The 16,415-nt window shown below is 58.3% G+C and carries 15 protein-coding genes and 1 tRNA gene; 6 read left to right on the top strand and 10 right to left on the bottom strand.

Going from position 1 to position 16,415, the window contains the following annotated elements; all coding sequences use genetic code 11:
• Positions 1-61: 61 nt before the first annotated feature.
• Positions 62-1,333, top strand: a complete 1,272-nt coding sequence (gene entS, locus K6L24_RS07885) for an enterobactin transporter EntS (protein ID WP_222682307.1) — start codon at positions 62-64, stop codon at positions 1,331-1,333.
• A 61-nt stretch (positions 1,334-1,394) separates the two neighbouring features.
• On the opposite strand, the gene fepB is transcribed toward entS, so the two are convergent.
• A complete protein-coding gene (gene fepB / locus K6L24_RS07880; protein ID WP_245006726.1) occupies positions 1,395-2,453 on the bottom strand; it encodes a Fe2+-enterobactin ABC transporter substrate-binding protein in 1,059 nt (352 codons plus the stop codon).
• Between the two features lie 127 nt (positions 2,454-2,580).
• On the bottom strand, positions 2,581-3,702 hold the full coding sequence (locus K6L24_RS07875) for a Gfo/Idh/MocA family protein (RefSeq protein ID WP_062742754.1): 1,122 nt from the start codon (positions 3,700-3,702) through the stop codon (positions 2,581-2,583).
• A gap of 302 nt (positions 3,703-4,004) precedes the next feature.
• Here K6L24_RS07875 and K6L24_RS07870 point away from each other — a divergent pair.
• Together K6L24_RS07870 and K6L24_RS07865 are read left to right on the top strand one after the other, a co-directional pair.
• Positions 4,005-4,080, top strand: a tRNA-Asn gene (locus tag K6L24_RS07870).
• 97 nt (positions 4,081-4,177) lie between these two features.
• Entirely contained in the window at positions 4,178-4,876 is a 699-nt protein-coding gene (locus tag K6L24_RS07865; RefSeq protein ID WP_222682135.1) for an RluA family pseudouridine synthase, read from the top strand.
• A gap of 34 nt (positions 4,877-4,910) precedes the next feature.
• Here the strand turns inward: K6L24_RS07865 and K6L24_RS07860 are convergent, their stop codons facing one another.
• Together K6L24_RS07860 and K6L24_RS07855 are read right to left on the bottom strand one after the other, a co-directional pair.
• Positions 4,911-5,513 carry a glutathione S-transferase gene (locus K6L24_RS07860; RefSeq protein WP_062742756.1) on the bottom strand — a complete coding sequence of 201 codons (603 nt, stop codon included), beginning with the start codon at positions 5,511-5,513 and terminating at the stop codon, positions 4,911-4,913.
• A gap of 3 nt (positions 5,514-5,516) precedes the next feature.
• The gene (locus tag K6L24_RS07855) at positions 5,517-6,368 is read right to left on the bottom strand and encodes an alpha/beta fold hydrolase (protein ID WP_162900960.1); all 852 of its coding nucleotides are present in this window, start codon (positions 6,366-6,368) and stop codon (positions 5,517-5,519) included.
• Positions 6,369-6,475: 107 nt separating this feature from the next.
• Between K6L24_RS07855 and K6L24_RS07850 the strand changes: the two genes are divergently transcribed.
• The gene (locus tag K6L24_RS07850) at positions 6,476-7,372 is read left to right on the top strand and encodes a LysR family transcriptional regulator (RefSeq protein WP_137269409.1); all 897 of its coding nucleotides are present in this window, start codon (positions 6,476-6,478) and stop codon (positions 7,370-7,372) included.
• Between the two features lie 49 nt (positions 7,373-7,421).
• Here K6L24_RS07850 and K6L24_RS07845 read toward each other — a convergent pair whose 3' ends face one another.
• Both K6L24_RS07845 and K6L24_RS07840 read right to left on the bottom strand, forming a co-directional pair.
• Complete coding sequence (locus tag K6L24_RS07845) at positions 7,422-7,961, bottom strand: DUF2058 domain-containing protein (RefSeq protein ID WP_062742759.1); 540 nt, start codon at positions 7,959-7,961, stop codon at positions 7,422-7,424.
• 146 nt (positions 7,962-8,107) lie between these two features.
• Positions 8,108-8,923, bottom strand: coding sequence for an ankyrin repeat domain-containing protein (locus tag K6L24_RS07840; protein WP_187510108.1), 816 nt, complete (start codon positions 8,921-8,923; stop codon positions 8,108-8,110).
• 163 nt (positions 8,924-9,086) lie between these two features.
• On the opposite strand from K6L24_RS07840, the gene K6L24_RS07835 reads away from it, so the two are divergent.
• A complete protein-coding gene (locus tag K6L24_RS07835; protein ID WP_222682134.1) occupies positions 9,087-9,383 on the top strand; it encodes a chorismate mutase in 297 nt (98 codons plus the stop codon).
• Positions 9,384-9,570: 187 nt separating this feature from the next.
• Here the strand turns inward: K6L24_RS07835 and katG are convergent, their stop codons facing one another.
• Complete coding sequence (gene katG, locus K6L24_RS07830; RefSeq protein ID WP_222682133.1) at positions 9,571-11,784, bottom strand: catalase/peroxidase HPI; 2,214 nt, start codon at positions 11,782-11,784, stop codon at positions 9,571-9,573.
• 288 nt (positions 11,785-12,072) lie between these two features.
• Between katG and K6L24_RS07825 the strand changes: the two genes are divergently transcribed.
• Entirely contained in the window at positions 12,073-13,578 is a 1,506-nt protein-coding gene (locus K6L24_RS07825) for a hypothetical protein (protein ID WP_222682132.1), read from the top strand.
• Between the two features lie 122 nt (positions 13,579-13,700).
• On the opposite strand, the gene K6L24_RS07820 is transcribed toward K6L24_RS07825, so the two are convergent.
• Genes K6L24_RS07820 through K6L24_RS07810 form a run of 3 tightly spaced genes read right to left on the bottom strand, consistent with a single transcriptional unit; the run spans position 13,701 to position 16,394 of the window.
• A complete protein-coding gene (locus tag K6L24_RS07820) occupies positions 13,701-14,564 on the bottom strand; it encodes a ribokinase (protein ID WP_137269414.1) in 864 nt (287 codons plus the stop codon).
• Between the two features lies 1 nt (position 14,565).
• Positions 14,566-15,423 carry a MurR/RpiR family transcriptional regulator gene (locus K6L24_RS07815; RefSeq protein WP_062742765.1) on the bottom strand — a complete coding sequence of 286 codons (858 nt, stop codon included), beginning with the start codon at positions 15,421-15,423 and terminating at the stop codon, positions 14,566-14,568.
• Positions 15,423-16,394 (bottom strand): ABC transporter permease, encoded by a 972-nt coding sequence (locus K6L24_RS07810; RefSeq protein ID WP_062742766.1) that lies wholly within the window; start codon positions 16,392-16,394, stop codon positions 15,423-15,425. Before K6L24_RS07810 ends, K6L24_RS07815 begins: the two co-directional genes overlap by 1 nt.
• Positions 16,395-16,415: the final 21 nt, after the last annotated feature.

The raw sequence follows: 16,415 nt of genomic DNA, 5'->3' as shown, positions 1-16,415 counted from the left end.
GCGCCGCACCGGACAGCGTTCCGGTCGCCAGGCACCGGCCCATCAACACACATGGACACTCATGGCTAAGCCCTCCATCCTGCTTGATTTCAGTCTGCTGAAAAATAACGCCCCTTTCCGCGCCATCTTTTGTGCCCGCATGCTGTCCGTCTTCTCGCTGGGCATGCTGGCCGTCGGCGTGCCGATCCAGATCCAGGCAATGACCGGCTCCACCCTGCAGGTGGGGGTCGCGGTGATGCTGGATGGGGTCGGTATGTTTATTGGCTTAATGCTCGGCGGTATCCTTGCGGACCGCCTTGACCGGCGTAAGCTGATCCTGTTTGCCCGCGGTACCTGCGGTATTGGCTTTGCCGCCCTGAGCCTCAATGCGTTTCTTCCCGCACCGTCGCTGTGGGCGCTGTATGTGCTGGCGGCGTGGGATGGCTTCTTTGGTGCGCTGGGGATGACGGCACTGATGGCGGTGATCCCGCTGCTGGTTGGCCGGGAAAACCTCGGTGCGGCAGGGGCGCTGAGTATGGTGACCGTGCGCCTCGGGGCGATCCTCTCCCCGGCGATTGGCGGGGTGATCATTGTCGCCGGTGGCGTCGGCTGGGCGTTTGCCGTTGCTGCCGTCGGCACGCTGGCCACGCTGATCCCCCTGGTACGCCTGCCGACGATGAAACCGGACGCGCAGGAGCCGGAACACCCGCTGCGCGCGCTGGCCAGCGGCATTCAGTTTGTCTGCCGGCAGAAAGTGGTGGGTTCCGTGGTGCTGTTGGGCATGCTGGTCAGCATTGTTGGCGCGGTGCGCATCCTCTTTCCGGCGCTGGCCATCAGCTATCACGCGGATGCCTCCGCCATTGGGCTGATGTACTCCGCCGTCCCGCTGGGGGCGATGATCGGTGCCTTTACCAGCGGCTGGGTACCGCGTCACGGACGGCCGGGGATTCTGGTGCTGGTCAGCGCCACCTGCGCGTTCCTGGCGATTGCTTCACTGGGGCTTTACAGCCACTTTATTCCTGCCCTGCTGGCCCTGGTGGTATACGGCTACTGCAATGCCATTGCTTCGCTGCTGCAATATATGCTGATTCAGCACCATACGCCTGACCACCTGCTGGGGCGCGTCAACAGTCTGGGTACCGCTCAGGATGTGACGGGAGATTCCGTGGGGGCGCTGGGCCTGGGCGTATTAGGTAAGCTGTTTACGCCGGTGGTGAGCGTGCTGTCGTTCGGTGCGGCAGCGGCCGGGGTCGCGCTGGTGCTGGCCGGCCTGGTAGGGACACTGCGGCGGGCAACGCTGACGTCAGAGCCCTCTGCCCCGTCGGAGGCGTCAGAGCCGGTAACCCATTCGTAACCGGCATCATCTGACAGGGGCCGGCCGGGCAAACAGGCGGGCCTTCTGTCAAACGGCCCGCTTAGCGGGCTTTAAAGTGCCGTTCAATACTGTCCAGCATATTGCTGGCACTGAAGTAATCGAGGCGGAAGGTATCCGGCCCCATCGCATACACCTGGTTATTTTTTACTGCGGTAAGATGCTCCAGGAACGGATTCGCCCGTACCCTGCCTACCGTGGCATCATCTGCGGCAAACAGCAGCAGACTTTTCCCGGTCAGTCCTGCCGCCATATTTTCGCCTGACAGCTGAATAATATCGTTACGCTTGCCCATGCTGGTGCCACCGTGTACGTCTGCGGGTGGCATCGCCAGCGTAAAGCCCAGCGCCGACAGCAGCTTGCCCTGCGCAGACGCCTCCGTCCACAGGTTCAGGCCGCGGCCGTCTTCGTAGTAAACCAGCGCCGAGACCGGCTGCGGCGGTAACGCAATCGACTGTTTGACCGCCTGCACCCGCTGTTCGAAACGGTCAATCACCGCACTGGCGTCCTTCTCATGCCCGGTGATCTCCCCCAGCTGTACCGCCAGCTGCTGCCAGCTTTTATCACCGTAGTCGATCACCAGCGTCGGGGCGATAGCGGAGAGCTGATCGTACAGCTTCAGCGCCGAGTCCCCCCCGGTAGCGGAAATTACGATCAGGTCCGGTGCAGCCGCAGCAATCGCCTCTGCGTTGGGTTCCGTGATATACAGCGGCTTCAGCCCGATCTGAGCGGCCTCGGCGCTCCACTGCTTAAAAAAACCGCGATCGTCAGACACCGTGCTGTTACGGCTGGTGCCGCCCGACCCGACCAGCGGCGCGTGAATGGCCAGCAGGGTGCCGGTGATGGTCACGCTGGTAGAGACGATACGCTCAGGGGCCTGCTTCAGGGTCAGAGGCCCTTTGGGGGTTTGCAGGGTGCGCGGCCAGCCTTGCTGTGCCTCCGCTGAGGCTGGAGCAGGCACCGCAGACGCCTGCGAAGCGTCCGGCCGATCGGCGATATGCTGTGTTGAACAGCTACGGACAGACACCACAAAGATCAGGGCGGCGGCAACCAGTACTGCGCACAGTACCGGGAAGGAGAAGGGTTTTTTCATCTTGGCCATTACGTTGCAAATGAGTCTTATTATCATACATTTAATGGCGAACAAATTAAACGGCTTATCGCGGGTGCAGTGCGGGCGGGCAGGAAGAGAAATGAAAAAGGCCGGGTCCCCCCGGCCTGACAGCGCCTCAGACTTTCATCCAGCGCCGCTCCGCGGCTGAAACCGCTATCGCTTCCAGCACTTTCGATACCTGCAGGCCTTCTGCAAAATCAGGCCACATGCGATCCCCGGCGGCAATACCGTTAATCAGATCGCGGACTTCAACGGTTTTCTGGTCGTTAAAGCCGATGCCGTGCCCGGCAGAGATGCAGAATGCCGCATAGTCAGGGTGTGCCGGGCCGGTGAGGATGGTTTTGAAGCCCTGGCGGCCTGCCGGATCGTCATGGCTATACAGCGCCAGTTCCGCCATGCGCTCCTGAGTATAACGAAGGCTGCCTTTGGTGCCCGTCACCACGTAGGTCAGGCCCATTTTGCTGCCGCAGGCAATGCGCGAGGTTTCAATCACCCCGTGCGCACCGTTAGCAAAGCGCAGCAGTGCACTGGCCTGGTCTTCGTTTTCCACATCGCGCATCAGGGAGCGATTTTTCGGGTCCGGACGCTGTTTGATCACCGTCATCATATCGCCGCTGACTTCATCAATATTGCCCACCAGATAGTGCGCCATATTCACGATATGCGCCGCCAGGTCGCCCAGCGCCCCCAGACCGGCCAGTGCTTTCTGGCAGTGCCAGTCCAGCGGCGTCATCGGGTCAGCCAGATAGTCCTCGTTGTGGGTGCCGTAAAAATGCACCACCTCGCCAATTTCCCCCCGGGCAATGATCTCTTTCGCCAGCTGACTGGTCGGGTTTTTCATATAGTTGAAGCCGACCAGCGTTTTCACACCGGCTTTTTCCGCCGCCCGCACCATTTCTTCAGCATCGGCTGCGTCCAGCGCCAGCGGTTTTTCAGAATAAACATGCTTACCGTGCCGGATTGCCTCCAGCGCCATCTCTTTGTGCAGGAAGTTAGGCGCGCAGATATCGACCACATCAATATTCTCATCTGCCACCAGCTCCCGCCAGTCACCGGTCGACCGGTTAAACCCCAGCGTTGCTGCCTGCGCGCTCGCCAGCTCCGGATTGACCTCTGCCAGCATCTCACGCACCAGCTCCCCTTTCAGGTTAAAGACCGTCGGGGCCTGAGCATAAGCGATTGCGTGGCAGCGTCCGATATAACCGGTACCGATCAGCCCGATTCTGACTTTTTTCATGGTGGGTCCTTAGGGTGGGAGAAAAATGAAACAAACATTCAACACGCATGGAATGTATATACCGAAACTTAGCGTATCAACGTCAAAATGAAATAAACGTGATCACCCTGACGAAAATCAGTGCAACACGGCTGCAAGCCCCGTCACACCCTGCAAGGCACGCCGCAAAAGCAACATTATTGTGGGGAAACTCACACCGCTGTCAGGAAGATGCTGCTTTATTCAGCAGTTGAACCAAAAGCGTGAAATCAGGCTTTGACATCCCCTGCCCCGCTGGATATGATGCGCCCCGTTCCAACAATTCCTCTGTAGTTCAGTCGGTAGAACGGCGGACTGTTAATCCGTATGTCACTGGTTCGAGTCCAGTCAGAGGAGCCAAATTCGAGAAGCCCGCTTAAGGAAACTTAAGCGGGCTTTTTCATTTACGCTTTCAGCCGGGGTGATCCCTGCCCCCACTCTCGCTCCGGGCCGCCTGATGTCTGCCATTATTGATGACTTTATTGCTCCACCCTGCCATGACGACATTGAGATCCTCTTTCAGGATGACCATCTGGTGCTGATCAATAAGCCTGCCGGCCTGCTGAGCCTGTCGGGGAAAAATGCGCACAATCTCGATTCGGTGCACCACCGTCTGGTGAAGATCTTCCCCGGCTGTACTCTGGTCCATCGTCTGGATTTCGGGACCTCCGGGCTGATGGTCGTGGCGCGCAATAAGGCAGTGAATGCCGCCCTCTGCCATCAGTTCAGCCAGCGCACCGTGAGCAAGGTTTACAGCGCCCTGCTCTGCGGACATCTGGCGGACAATGAAGGGGTGATAGACGCGGCGATTGCCAAAGATCCGGCGCTGTTTCCCCGGATGTCGATTTGCCCGCTTAACGGCAAACCCGCCCGCTCGCGCTATCGGGTGATTGAGCGCCTGTCCCCTGCGCCGCAGGAAGGTTTCTTCCTGCCGTTAACGCGGGCGCAGCTGATGCCGGAGACCGGGCGAACCCATCAGCTGCGTATTCACTGCCAGCAGCTTGGTCACCCCATCCTGGGATGTGACCTGTACGGCGGCCTTCTGCTGCCGGGAACGGAGCAGACCACGCGGCTGATGCTGCACGCCAGCGAGCTGGATTTTGTTCACCCCGTCAGCGGAGAGCGGGTGACCGCCCGCCACTCCAGCCCGTTCTGATCCTGCCCGGAAAGCATCCGGCGGGCCTGCCGTTTCAGTTTGCCGGGGCAGCCAGAAACGCCGGTCGCTGTTCGGCCTGTTGACTGAAGCTGTCCACCCCGGGGTAATCCGCACGGCTGACCACATCCGGCAGCATCAGGCAGGTAAAACGCCACGCCACGGCGATACTGATCCCCCCGACGGTGAGGATCGCGGGGGGGTGTGCCTGCACTTGCTCTTCCAGCGCCTGCCATACGCCATGAAGCTGTCGGGTCACCCTGTCGACCCAGGGCTGATGCTGTTTTTCCTCCGGCCGCAGACGCCGTTCATAAACGATCTGTACCGCTTTTTCACAGGCCGCCAGTGCCAGGCCGGTCAGGCTCACATCCCTCACCCTGTCCTCTGCGGATTCAGGCACCAGCGCAGAGGTGTGCGGCGACAGATCCTGCAGATAACGGATAATCAGTGAAGATTCCATCAGGATCTGCTGGTCATCCGTTATCAGCGTCGGGGCTTTGACCGCCGGATTGATTTTAGCGAACGCCTCAAAATCACCAAATACCGACAGGGGGCGGTGTTCGTACTGCAGGCCGAGCACATTCATACAGACGGCAACGCGTCTGACATAGGGCGAATCCAGCATACCGATCAAAACCATGGCTTACCTCCGGGTAGATTGATTAACGAACGCTATAACCTGTGCAGCGACAGGCTGGGGGATATCTTCCATCAAAAAGTGTCCGGCGTGCTGATAAATATGCAGGGTGGAACCGGGAATATCGTGCTGCAGGCGTCGGGCATAGTGGACGGGCTGCCATTCATCGTCTGCACCCCATAGGATCTGCACGGGCAGCCGGAGCTGCGGGAGCCTTTCCGCGAAGTCTGCCGTGTAGCAGGCATTATAATGGGCCACCTGGTGCTGATAAAAGGAGGCCTGCCCCAGCGTGCCACAGAGGGGGGCGAGGAACTGTTCCAGCCGCTCACCGGCCATCAACGGCTTATTAAAAACCGCCATCTTCAGCTGACGCGTCATCGTGCTGCGATGCTCACTGGCCGGTGTCAGCGCATACTCTGCATAGCGATCCCGCATATCCCGCCACGTGGGCGACGGCCACGAGTCGTAGCACGGCGCATCGGCAACCGTCAGGGTCAGCAGACGCTGCGGTTCGTCCAGTGCCAGCCGGAGGGCAATCGCCCCGCCGATATCGTGACCAAAAAGATGCGTTTTTTCCAGCTGCCAGTGATCCAGCAGATCATGCAGGAACGCGACCTGCGCCGCCACTGAGGTATCGGCCTGCAATGGGCGCTCGGATGCGCCATACCCGGGCAGGTCATACAGGTGTACCTGAAAACCGGCGTCTACCCATAGTGGCACAAGCGCCTGCCAGATAACCGTATGGGCTGGGGTGCCGTGAACCAGCACCAGAGGGATACCGGAACCGTGAACGCCCGCCGCAATGCGGCAGCCATTAATCACAACGTGCTGGTTCAGTAATGAATGTTCGCGAGGCATTGTCTGCTCCTGAGTCACATTAACGTGGTCTCAGCAGGCTACGGCTTGACGGGGTATGACACCAGTGACATTGTTTACCGATGAAAACTCACTTTTGTCATACTTAAATGAATAAACGTCTTTCAGTGGATGCGCTCAGGGTATTCAGAACCGTAGTGCAAACCGGCAGCATGACCAAAGCCGCCTCGCTCCTCAACCTGAGCCAGTCGGCGGTGAGCTGGAAGCTGCGGCGGCTTGAAGATCAGCTGCACTGCCCGCTGCTGACGCGGGTCGCCGGCAAAGCCGCGCCGACGGAAAAAGGCAGCGTGCTGTTGCAGCATGCGGAGAAAATACTCCATGAACACGACAACGCCGTGGCCTTTTTTTCCCCGTCTGCGCTGCGGGGCAGGCTGCACGTTGGGGTGACGGAGCAGATCTCGCTACCCGCGGTATGTGCGACGATTGCACGTTTCACCCACCATCATCCGGAGGTAGAGATTCAGCTGGAGGTGGAACAAAGCCATGTGCTGCGGCAGCGTTATGACGCGGGAGAGCGGGACCTGATCCTGCATCAGGATTTCACCGGCGTTCGTTCAGCGGAAGACCGCGTGCTGTGGAGTGAGAAGCTGTACTGGTGCGCGCCAGCGACCTGGCGCTATGCATCCGCACGGCCCCTGCCGCTTATCAGCTGGGGGCCGGACTGTTTTTACCGCCGCCTGGCGGAGGAACAGCTGCACCAGGCTGGCCTGCCTTACAGGGTGATGCTGGCGTGCCCTTCCATCGCCGGGATGCTGGCGGCGATCCATGCCGGTCTGGGCGTCGGCATCCTGAATGAAGCCAGCGCGGATCGCGGCGTCCAGCCGGTTGCAGAGCTGGAACAGAGGATGCCGCTGCCGGCGGTAGACGCCCTGCTGCGGGTCAATGAACACCGTCATAATCCGGCCAGTGAGGCTTTCTGCCTGATGCTGAGAAAACAGCTGCAGCATCCGGCGCAAGCGGGCGATAACAGGACGGTGACGGGCTGATACGGCGTGAATGCCCTATCAGCCGCCGGCCGTTAACTGCCAGCGCCATTTACCACATCAGGTCGTCCGGCACCTTAAAGTCAGCGTACGGATCTTCTTCGTCCTGCTCTTCCTGACTCAGTGCGCTGTTCAGGACAATGCTGCTGGCATCCCGCTGGGCAATTTTGTCGGCAACGCTGGCCGGGATAATGGCGTACTGGCTCTCGCCGCTGTTATCGGCCACCAGACGCGCAATGGCCAGTCGGCCGCTGATCAGCTGGGACTGGGTGAGCTTATCAACGGATATTTTTTTGATCAGGTTGCCATCGGTAAAGTTAAAGCCGATATCGCCTCTTGAGATATCCACCCTGTTCATTTCGATCAGCTGCTTCACCTGTGCTTTGTACTCTTTGGATAACGCAGCCTGTTTCTGCTGTTCGCTCAGCTGCTTATCACGCTCGATCTGGGCTTTTTTATTCTCTTCCACCGCTTCTCTGGCCTCACGGGCCTGCGCTTTGGATTTTTTGACCGTTCTCTGCACTTTGGCCATCTTTTTGCTGCTGACGAGCCCTGCTTTCAGCATCTGTTCTTGTAAGGTCAGTTTTGTCATGGTGATTTCTGAATCCGCTGTAAATTTGCCGGGATTATACCTGTAATTGCCGGGGCTGTGCCAGGTGAAGGGGACTGAGCTTTGAGGGGCACATCTCCCGACAGCCCCCCTCGCACTCAGCACGGCCTGAAAAGCCCGTCACACCGTCATAACAGACTGACTTCCGGTCGCGTGGAGGCCGATCCGTTCCAGCGCACCTCAAAGCCGCACTTGTTGCAGCAGTCGGTGATAAGTGTGCCAACGCGCAGTAAATCCACCTCGGCGCCTTCTGGCGCGCCCCAAAACCCCAGCGAAAGATAGCTTGTGCGTTTAGCACGGTTTTGATCTTGCCGGGTGTAGAAACAGAACCCCTGTATGCCGGTTTTTTCACCATTACGCTGGTGGAACCGCTCACTACAGGACGTAAAGGCGTCACTCTGGGTGTCACCCGCATCCTGCAGCGCGATAAGTCCTTCCTGCTCAAGGGTGGCAAAGAGGGTATCAAGGCGCGCTTTAGCGGCTCGCCACTGCCCGGCGGTCATCCTGACAGGGTCCGGGTCGGGCTGTTTAACGGGGACGGACCTGCCTGTCACATGAGCAAGCAGCGCGATGACCTCATCAGAGAAAGCGTTCGTCATGATGTGATTACCACACACATCGCAGATATCCGCCTCAGCCCCCGCGTCGAGGAGTATTTGGACATGTGCAACGTCACTGGCGAATTCGGCTGCATAGTAAAGCGCCGTGCCTCCGGAGGGGCCCCTGGCCTCCAGCGGGCTGCCGGCATCAATAAGCATACGCAGGATGTCCAGCATCGCGGTGTGCTGAGTCGCCGTCAGGTTGTGAGTGCCCATCGCCGCCGCCTGAAGCGCGGTGAACCCCCAATCGTTCACTGCCGCAAGATTGGCACCTGCAGCAATGCACGCGCTGACCTCTCCGGCATCCCCCCTCTTTATCGCATCGAAAATATTCCGGGCATTCATACAGGCGTTCCTTGTTAAAAAGACAGGAGAGTATGGCGGTATTCTACAGGCATCGGCAGATTAAGGGGGTCTGAACATGACGGCGATGAAGTCATAGAACAAATCAGAGTTTGGTGTATGCTTATGTACTTATGTACTTATGTACTAGCTATGGAGATCAACAGTGAATTTTACCACCATCGAAGAGGTCAGACATCGTATTGACCAGATTGATAGCGAACTGGTTCACATCATCGCTCAACGCGCCGAATGTGTGAAAGCGGCAGCGTCTTTTAAAAAAGACCCCTCGGCTGTTCGCGCTCCGGACCGCGTCCAGCAGGTTATTGATAAGGTGTGTAAGACAGCCCTTGAGGAAGGCCTTCCCGTCGTCATTATCGAAAAAGTCTACCGAACCATGATCGGCGCGTTTATCGACTATGAGCTTGAGCAACACGGGCAGTTAAGTAAGGAAAAAATCTGACAGAGAAGTGGGATCTGGTGAAACGCAGAGCAAAAAGCGGAAGTTAGCGCTGATTCTTATCGTTGACAGGTTTTCCCCTCAGCGACTGCGCTCTCTGAGATAACGCTTTACACCACGCCAGACAAAAAGCCCAACGCAAAAAAAGCCCGCCCGAGTTTCCTCCAGCGGGCCTTCAGGGTCAGCGTGCTCAGATATCGAAACGGTCCAGATTCATGACCTTCGTCCAGGCAGCCACGAAGTCTTTTACAAACTTCTCTTTCGCGTCGCTGCTGGCGTACACCTCAGCAGAGGCACGCAGTACCGCATTGGAGCCAAACACCAGATCGGCGCGGGTCGCGGTGAACTTCACCTCGCCGCTCTGTCGGTCACGCTCTTCAAAGCGCTCTCCGCTGCCGTCGGCCGCCTTCCATTCGGTACGCATATCCAGCAGATTGACGAAGAAGTCAGTATTCAGCTCACCGACACGTTGGGTGAAAATACCGTGCTGACTGCCGTCAGCGTTGGCCCCCAGCGCACGCATGCCGCCGATCAGCACCGTTAACTCCGGTACGGTCAGCGTCAGCTGCTGCGCTTTGTCGATCAGCAGATTTTCCGTCGACGTGCGGCCGTGAACGCCGCGATAGTTGCGGAAGCCGTCGGCTTTCGGCTTCAACAGTTCAAACGACTCAATGTCTGTCTGTTCCTGACGCGCATCCACGCGGCCCGGGATGAACGGCACTTCGATCGTCACGCCAACGGCTTTCGCCGCCTGTTCCACACCGACCACACCCGCCAGCACGATAATGTCGGCCAGCGAGGCTTTCTGCGTTGACTGCTGGATCGCCTCCAGCACCGGCAGGACGCGGGCCGCCGTGGCGTTCACCTCCCACTCCCTTTGCGGCAGCAGGGCCAGACGGGCGCCGTTAGCCCCGCCGCGCTTGTCACCGCCACGGAAGGTTGAGGCCGACGCCCAGGCAACCGAGACCAGTTCACTGACGGTCAGACCGGAAGCAGCAATGTTCTCTTTCAGCAGCGCAATATCCGCCACCGTCGGGTGATACACCGGTACCGGCAGCGGATCCTGCCAGATCAGATCCTCTTTCGGCACTTCAGGGCCGATATAGCGGGCTTTTGGCCCCATATCGCGGTGGGTCAGCTTATACCATGCGCGGGCAAAGGCTTCGTTAAACGCCTGCGGATCGCCGTGGAAACGACGGGAAATTTTCTCAAACTCCGGGTCGAAACGCAGCGTCAGATCGGTTACCAGCATGGTGGGTTTGTGTTTTTTGCCACTATCGAACGCATCAGGAATAATATCCGCTGCGTTAGCGGCTTCAAACTGAATGGCACCCGCCGGGCTGCGCGTCTGCACCCAGTCATATTTGAACAGGTTCTCAAAGAAGTAGTTGCTCCACTGCGTTGGCGTCTGCGACCAGATCACTTCCAGACCGGAGGTGATGGCATCGGCTCCGACACCGCTGCCGTGGGTGCTGGCCCAGCCGAGGCCCTGCGCTTCAATTGGCGCAGCTTCCGGGTCGTCACCGACGTGTTTGGCATCGCCGGCACCGTGCGTTTTACCCAGCGTGTGTCCCCCGGCAATCAGGGCGACGATCTCTTCATCGTTCATCCCCATGTTACCGAAGGTGGCGCGGATCGCCGGGGCGGCCGACGCCGGGTCGCCGCTGTGCTCCGGGCCTTCAGGGTTGACGTAAATCAGCCCCATTTCGGTAGCACCGAGCGGGGAAGCCGCTAAAGATTCCGGGTGACGGTGTTCAAGCCAGGTGGTTTCATCCCCCCAGTTCACGTCCTGATCCGGTTCCCAGACGTCTTCACGCCCGGCACCGAAGCCAAAGGTGCGGAAACCGGAGTTTTCCAGCGCGACGTTACCCGCCAGAATATAGAGATCGGCCCAGGAAATTTTCTGACCGTATTTTTGCTTCACCGGCCACAGCAGGCGGCGCGCCTTATCCAGGCTGACATTATCTGGCCAGGCGTTCAGCGGGGAGAAACGCTGCTGGCCACGCCCGGAACCGCCACGCCCGTCAACCGAGCGGTAGGTGCCGGCGCTGTGCCAGGCCATGCGGATGAACAGGCCGATGTAGCTGCCCCAGTCGGCAGGCCACCAGGACTGTGAGTCAGTGAGCAGTGCTTTAATATCGGCTTTAAGCGCAGAATAATCTAATTTGGCGAATTCTTTACGGTAGTCAAACCCTTCATCGAGCGGGTTAGAGCGGCTGGAATGCTGATTTAGCAGGTCGACCCGAAGCTGATTAGGCCACCAGTCACGGCTGGTTGTGCCGCCGCCGGAGGCTTTATTACTCTTTCCTTCATGGAAAGGGCATTTCCCGGCCGGGGCTTCGCGGTCAGCCTCAACGATCGGCTTCGCTTCTTCTTCGGGTTTTTCATCAAATGAATGGCTCATGCTCACACTCCCTTATTTATTGTCATGGCTACTTTATACGCAGAGCTCACCAGGTCACACCAGTATTACCCTATGTATTCGATAGCTCTGAATGTGAGTTTTTTGCCATCACCCTGCGAATAACGACAATGACGGCGTTTTCGCCCGGAGTAAAGCGTCCCCCTACAATAAGAAAGGTTTTATCTGATTATCGGTTAACGGTCTGGCTCCGCCAGCCAGGATTTTCGCTATCAGCAGAGGGTGTTTTTGGCTATAGTTTCACAACATTAACAACAACTCAGAGCCGGTATGAAACCCACCCCAGGCGATATTTATTGTGTTTATCATCCCCTCCTTCAACAGTATGTCGCCTGTCAGATCACAGCGCTGAAAGACAAGAATATGGTCGCCGTGCTCGATCTCGACTGGTGCGGCGCGTCCCTGCCGGATGCGGCAGCGCTGGCGGCCATGCGGCCCCTGGTCTGCGATTACTATTTCTGGCGCGGTCGCTACGATCATTCGTTCCTGCCGGCCAGCATACCGCCCCATTACACACTGGTCGGGAATGTCCCGCCGCTGGTCCATGAAGAAGTTAACAGCTATGCAGGCGGCTGGAACGTCGGCAACAGTCTGTATAATCAGCGGCACTGGAACGCCATTGATGCGGATAAGCGCGCCCGGTTTAAAGCCGCCTCGCGCGACCGTCAGGTGACGCTGCCCGCTGGCGTACTGCCCGAGAATACGACAAAGATCACCGATACCCATCTGGCAGGCCTGACGGATTACGCGCTGCTGGACCAGCTGCCCTGCCTGACGACGGTCGAAACAGCACAGGGCAGCGAGGGGCTGGCCGCGTATCTTCGTCAGCACCCGTTTATCATGGAGCTGCACTGGGCTTCTTCAGCCGGTATGACCGCGCTGGATCTGAGCGGCAGCCCGCTGAAGCGGCTGATTATTGACCCGACGGGGCTGACCTCGCTCAGGGTAAACGACGGGCTTAACCTGCTCTCGCTGAGCGCTACACCGGCCCCCGATCTGACGATCCACAGCCGCCATCAGGGCCGGGATCTGACGCTGATGCACGGCCAGACGCTGCCCTCACTGCAGGGCCTGGACGCGCTGCGCGGACTGCATCTTACCCAGGTGGCTCAGGCCGATATCGCCGCCATTGCTGACCGCTTCCCGGCGCTGGCGCAATTAAGGCTGTGGGGTAAACCGGGTGTTCTGATCCATATGGACAGCCTGGCGCGCCTGTCTGCGCTGCAGATGTTCACCACGGTCGATCTGTTCGGCTTCGCTTCTGAGGATGTCCCGTCACCGGAGGCGTTGCCCCACATGGCGATGCTGTGGATGACCAGCCTGCCCGCTGATGTGGCGACGTCGGTGAAGAAGCGCTGGAAAAAGGTGGATGGCGTCGATCTGTCCATCACTAAACCGCGCAAGCCAGAGTGGCTGGCAGAAAATCTGAACAATCCCTTTCGCGACTGGGACGGCCGCGAAAATATCAGCCCGGCCCATGCGAAAAAGGCCGCCGCGCTGTATAAGCAGGCGTGCATCTCCCTGCGTGAGATCAACGGTTCCAGCGATGCCGCGAGCGTTAACGCCACGGCGGAGACCTTAGTACGCAGCTGGGCAGAGGCCTTCAACGCGATGGATCGACGCAGCAGTAGTATTGAAACCATTGAGCGGGAAGAGATTGCCGACGTGATTTACGGGCTGCTGTGCCAGATGGAGCAGCAGCTGGGGCAAGACGCGTCTGAACGGTTCGACAGACACGCCATGATGGATCTGTTCGATCGGTTGCGGGATTTTTAAGCCGCCGGAACGAGTAGACGGGTCGACCGGAAAAAAGGTCGCCCCCGGCAGGTGGACATTATCCCTCATACAGCCAGAGATATCTCCCGCAGGGGCTGACTTTCTGTTTCGGTCAGCCCGTTTTACAGCAACGGGCGCGATACGTGTTCGGCGGCCGCCTGGTTGGCTTTATCCACCGCCACCGCCAGCGGCTCACCGTTCAGCAACGTGGTGCAGAGCATGCCCATAAAGCAGTCGCCTGCCCCGTGGGTGCTGACCAGCTGCACTTTGCGGGCAGGCAGCGACTGGCTGTCTGCCCCCTGCTCGCAGAACGCCACACCGTGTTCCCCCGCCGTCACCACCACCGCCGGGAAATCACGCCCCAGGCTCTCTGCGGCCAGGCAGGCGGCGCTTAAATCGGCCACGGTAATCTGGCTGAGATCGCGGGCCTCCACCGCATTGACCACCAGCAGATCCACACCGGCCAGCATTTCCGGGGTCAGCGGGCGCGCCGGGGCAGCATTCAGACACACGCGGATGCCGCGCTTTTTCGCTTCGGCGGCGGCATGATGGTTTACCGCCTCCGGCACCTCATTCTGCAGCAGCAGCATACTCACCTGCTGCCAGAGAGCATCATCGCTGAGGGACGCCAGGGTTATGTGATTGTTGGCATTCGACACCACCACCGCGCCATAATCGCCTTCCGCATCCTGAATGGCGACGCTCATCCCGGAGGGGAGACCCGCGCCGATCGCGACATGCGTGGTATCCACGCCGTGTTGTTGCAGCACGTCGAGTAAAAACGCCCCCTGCACATCGTCGCCTACGGCACCGGCAAAGCGCACCCGGGCACCGGCCAGCGCCGCCGACACGGCCTGATTACCACCCTTGCCGCCAAACTTATAGGCACAGCCGCTGCCAATCACCGTTTCCCCTTTTTCCGGGCGATGGTCGGCCTGCAGCAGAATATCGTAATGAAGACTGCCGATGACTAAGATGTGGCTCATACTAGTATTCTCTGAGATCCTGGACTGCCTGTTGGGTTTTCTTCAGGTTCTTCTCCGCCGTCTTCAGATCCTTCTGCGCAATCGCCACAAACAGTGCATCCAGTATGTTCAACTGGGCAATGCGTGACGCGGCGTTTTCCCCCAACAAATGCGAGCCCTGAGAGGTTGAATTGAGCACCACATGCGCGCTGCGCGCAATGGGCGACTCGGCATAGTTCGTAATTGCAATGACTTTGGCCCCGTTACGCGCCGCCAGCTTTATCGGGTCATTTACCGCGCGCGTCGCGCCGGAATGACTGATGGCGATCACTGCATCGTCATCCGATAACACTGCCGCAGACATCAGCATAATATGCGCATCATCGTACACCGTGGTTTTAATCCCAATCTTTAACATCTTATGGGATAAATCCCGCGCGACCGTCGCGGAACCGCCGACGGCATATAAATCAATGTGACGCGCTTTAAACAGAATATCCGCTGCCCGGTTAAATTCAGAGACATCAAGAATAGTCAGTGTTTCTTCTATTGCCTGAATTGACGTCCTGAAGACTTTTGCCAGTAATTGCTCCGACGAGTCATCCGCTTCAATTTCCGCATGCATCCCGGCCACTTCAGAATAGTTATAATAAATCAGACTACTTCTGAAATCCCTGAACCCTGAAAAATTTAACTTTTTGGCAATTTTGACCACCATGGCTTCAGAAACATTATTCATCTGGGCAATTTCTTTAATTGACGTCTGCTCAGACAAATCCGTTTTCGACGTAACGGAGTCAACCACCTTTCTTTCCAGAGGGGTCAGGCTGGGTAATCGCATACGTATTTGAGCGCCTATGGCTCGCGGGTCCTGCTTCATTACTTGCCTCGTGTCGCTCTGTCAATCAACATCGCTATGATAATTATAAGGCCAGTAGCAAGCAATTGATAAAACGCCTGAATATTCAGAAGTGTCAGACCGTTACGTAACGCGCCGAGAATAACTGCGCCGATCAGCGTGCCGACAATACTGCCTTTACCACCCATCAGCGAGGCACCGCCGATGGCTGCCGCGGCAATCGCATCCAGCTCCCAGAGGTTACCGATGGTGGGTTCTGCCGCCCCCAGGCGGGCAATCAGAATCAGTGCCGCCAGCGAGGCAAGTACGCCGGAAATGACAAACACCGTCACTTTGGTGCGCTTAACCGGGACACCTGCCACGCGCGCAGCTTCTTCATTGCCCCCGACGGCGAGAATGTATTCGCCCAGCGGAGTTTTGTTCATCACCACCCACAGGAACAGGGCAATCACCACCACCACGATAATCGGCGTCGGTATGCCAAACACCGTGCTGTTGATCAGGTTACGGAACGCCATCGGAATGCCGAAAACAGGGTTGCCGTTGGTAAAAATCAGGGCCAGCGCACGGAACAGCGACAGCCCGCCCAGGGTGACGATAAAGGGTTGCAGTCCGGCATAGGCCACCAGCGTACCGCTGAACACGCCGCAAAGTGCACCAACGCCCAGCGTCGCCATCACCGCCAGCGGCACCGGCACGCCAGCCACCATCAGCGTGGCACCCAGTACAGCTGATAATGCCGCCGTCGGCCCGACAGAGAGGTCAATACCGCCGGAAATAATCACCAATGTCATGCCCAGCGCGATAATGGCATTAATGGATGACTGCTGCAGAATATTCAGCAGGTTTGGCAGCGTCCAGAATACCGGTGACAGAAATGAAAATGTCACCACAATAATTAATAAACCAATCAGCGTTCCTGCGTCGCGCAAATTAAATTTAAACAGCGCCGGAGCCGGCACTTTTGGCTGAGTTTTCTCTTGAGTCATCATGATCATTACCTTTATTCGGTC

This window comes from Erwinia persicina, from assembly GCF_019844095.1.
GTDB classification, from domain to species: domain Bacteria; phylum Pseudomonadota; class Gammaproteobacteria; order Enterobacterales; family Enterobacteriaceae; genus Erwinia; species Erwinia persicina.
The sequence above is the reverse complement of the archived record's forward strand: the minus strand, read 5'-3'. Positions and strand labels throughout refer to the sequence as shown.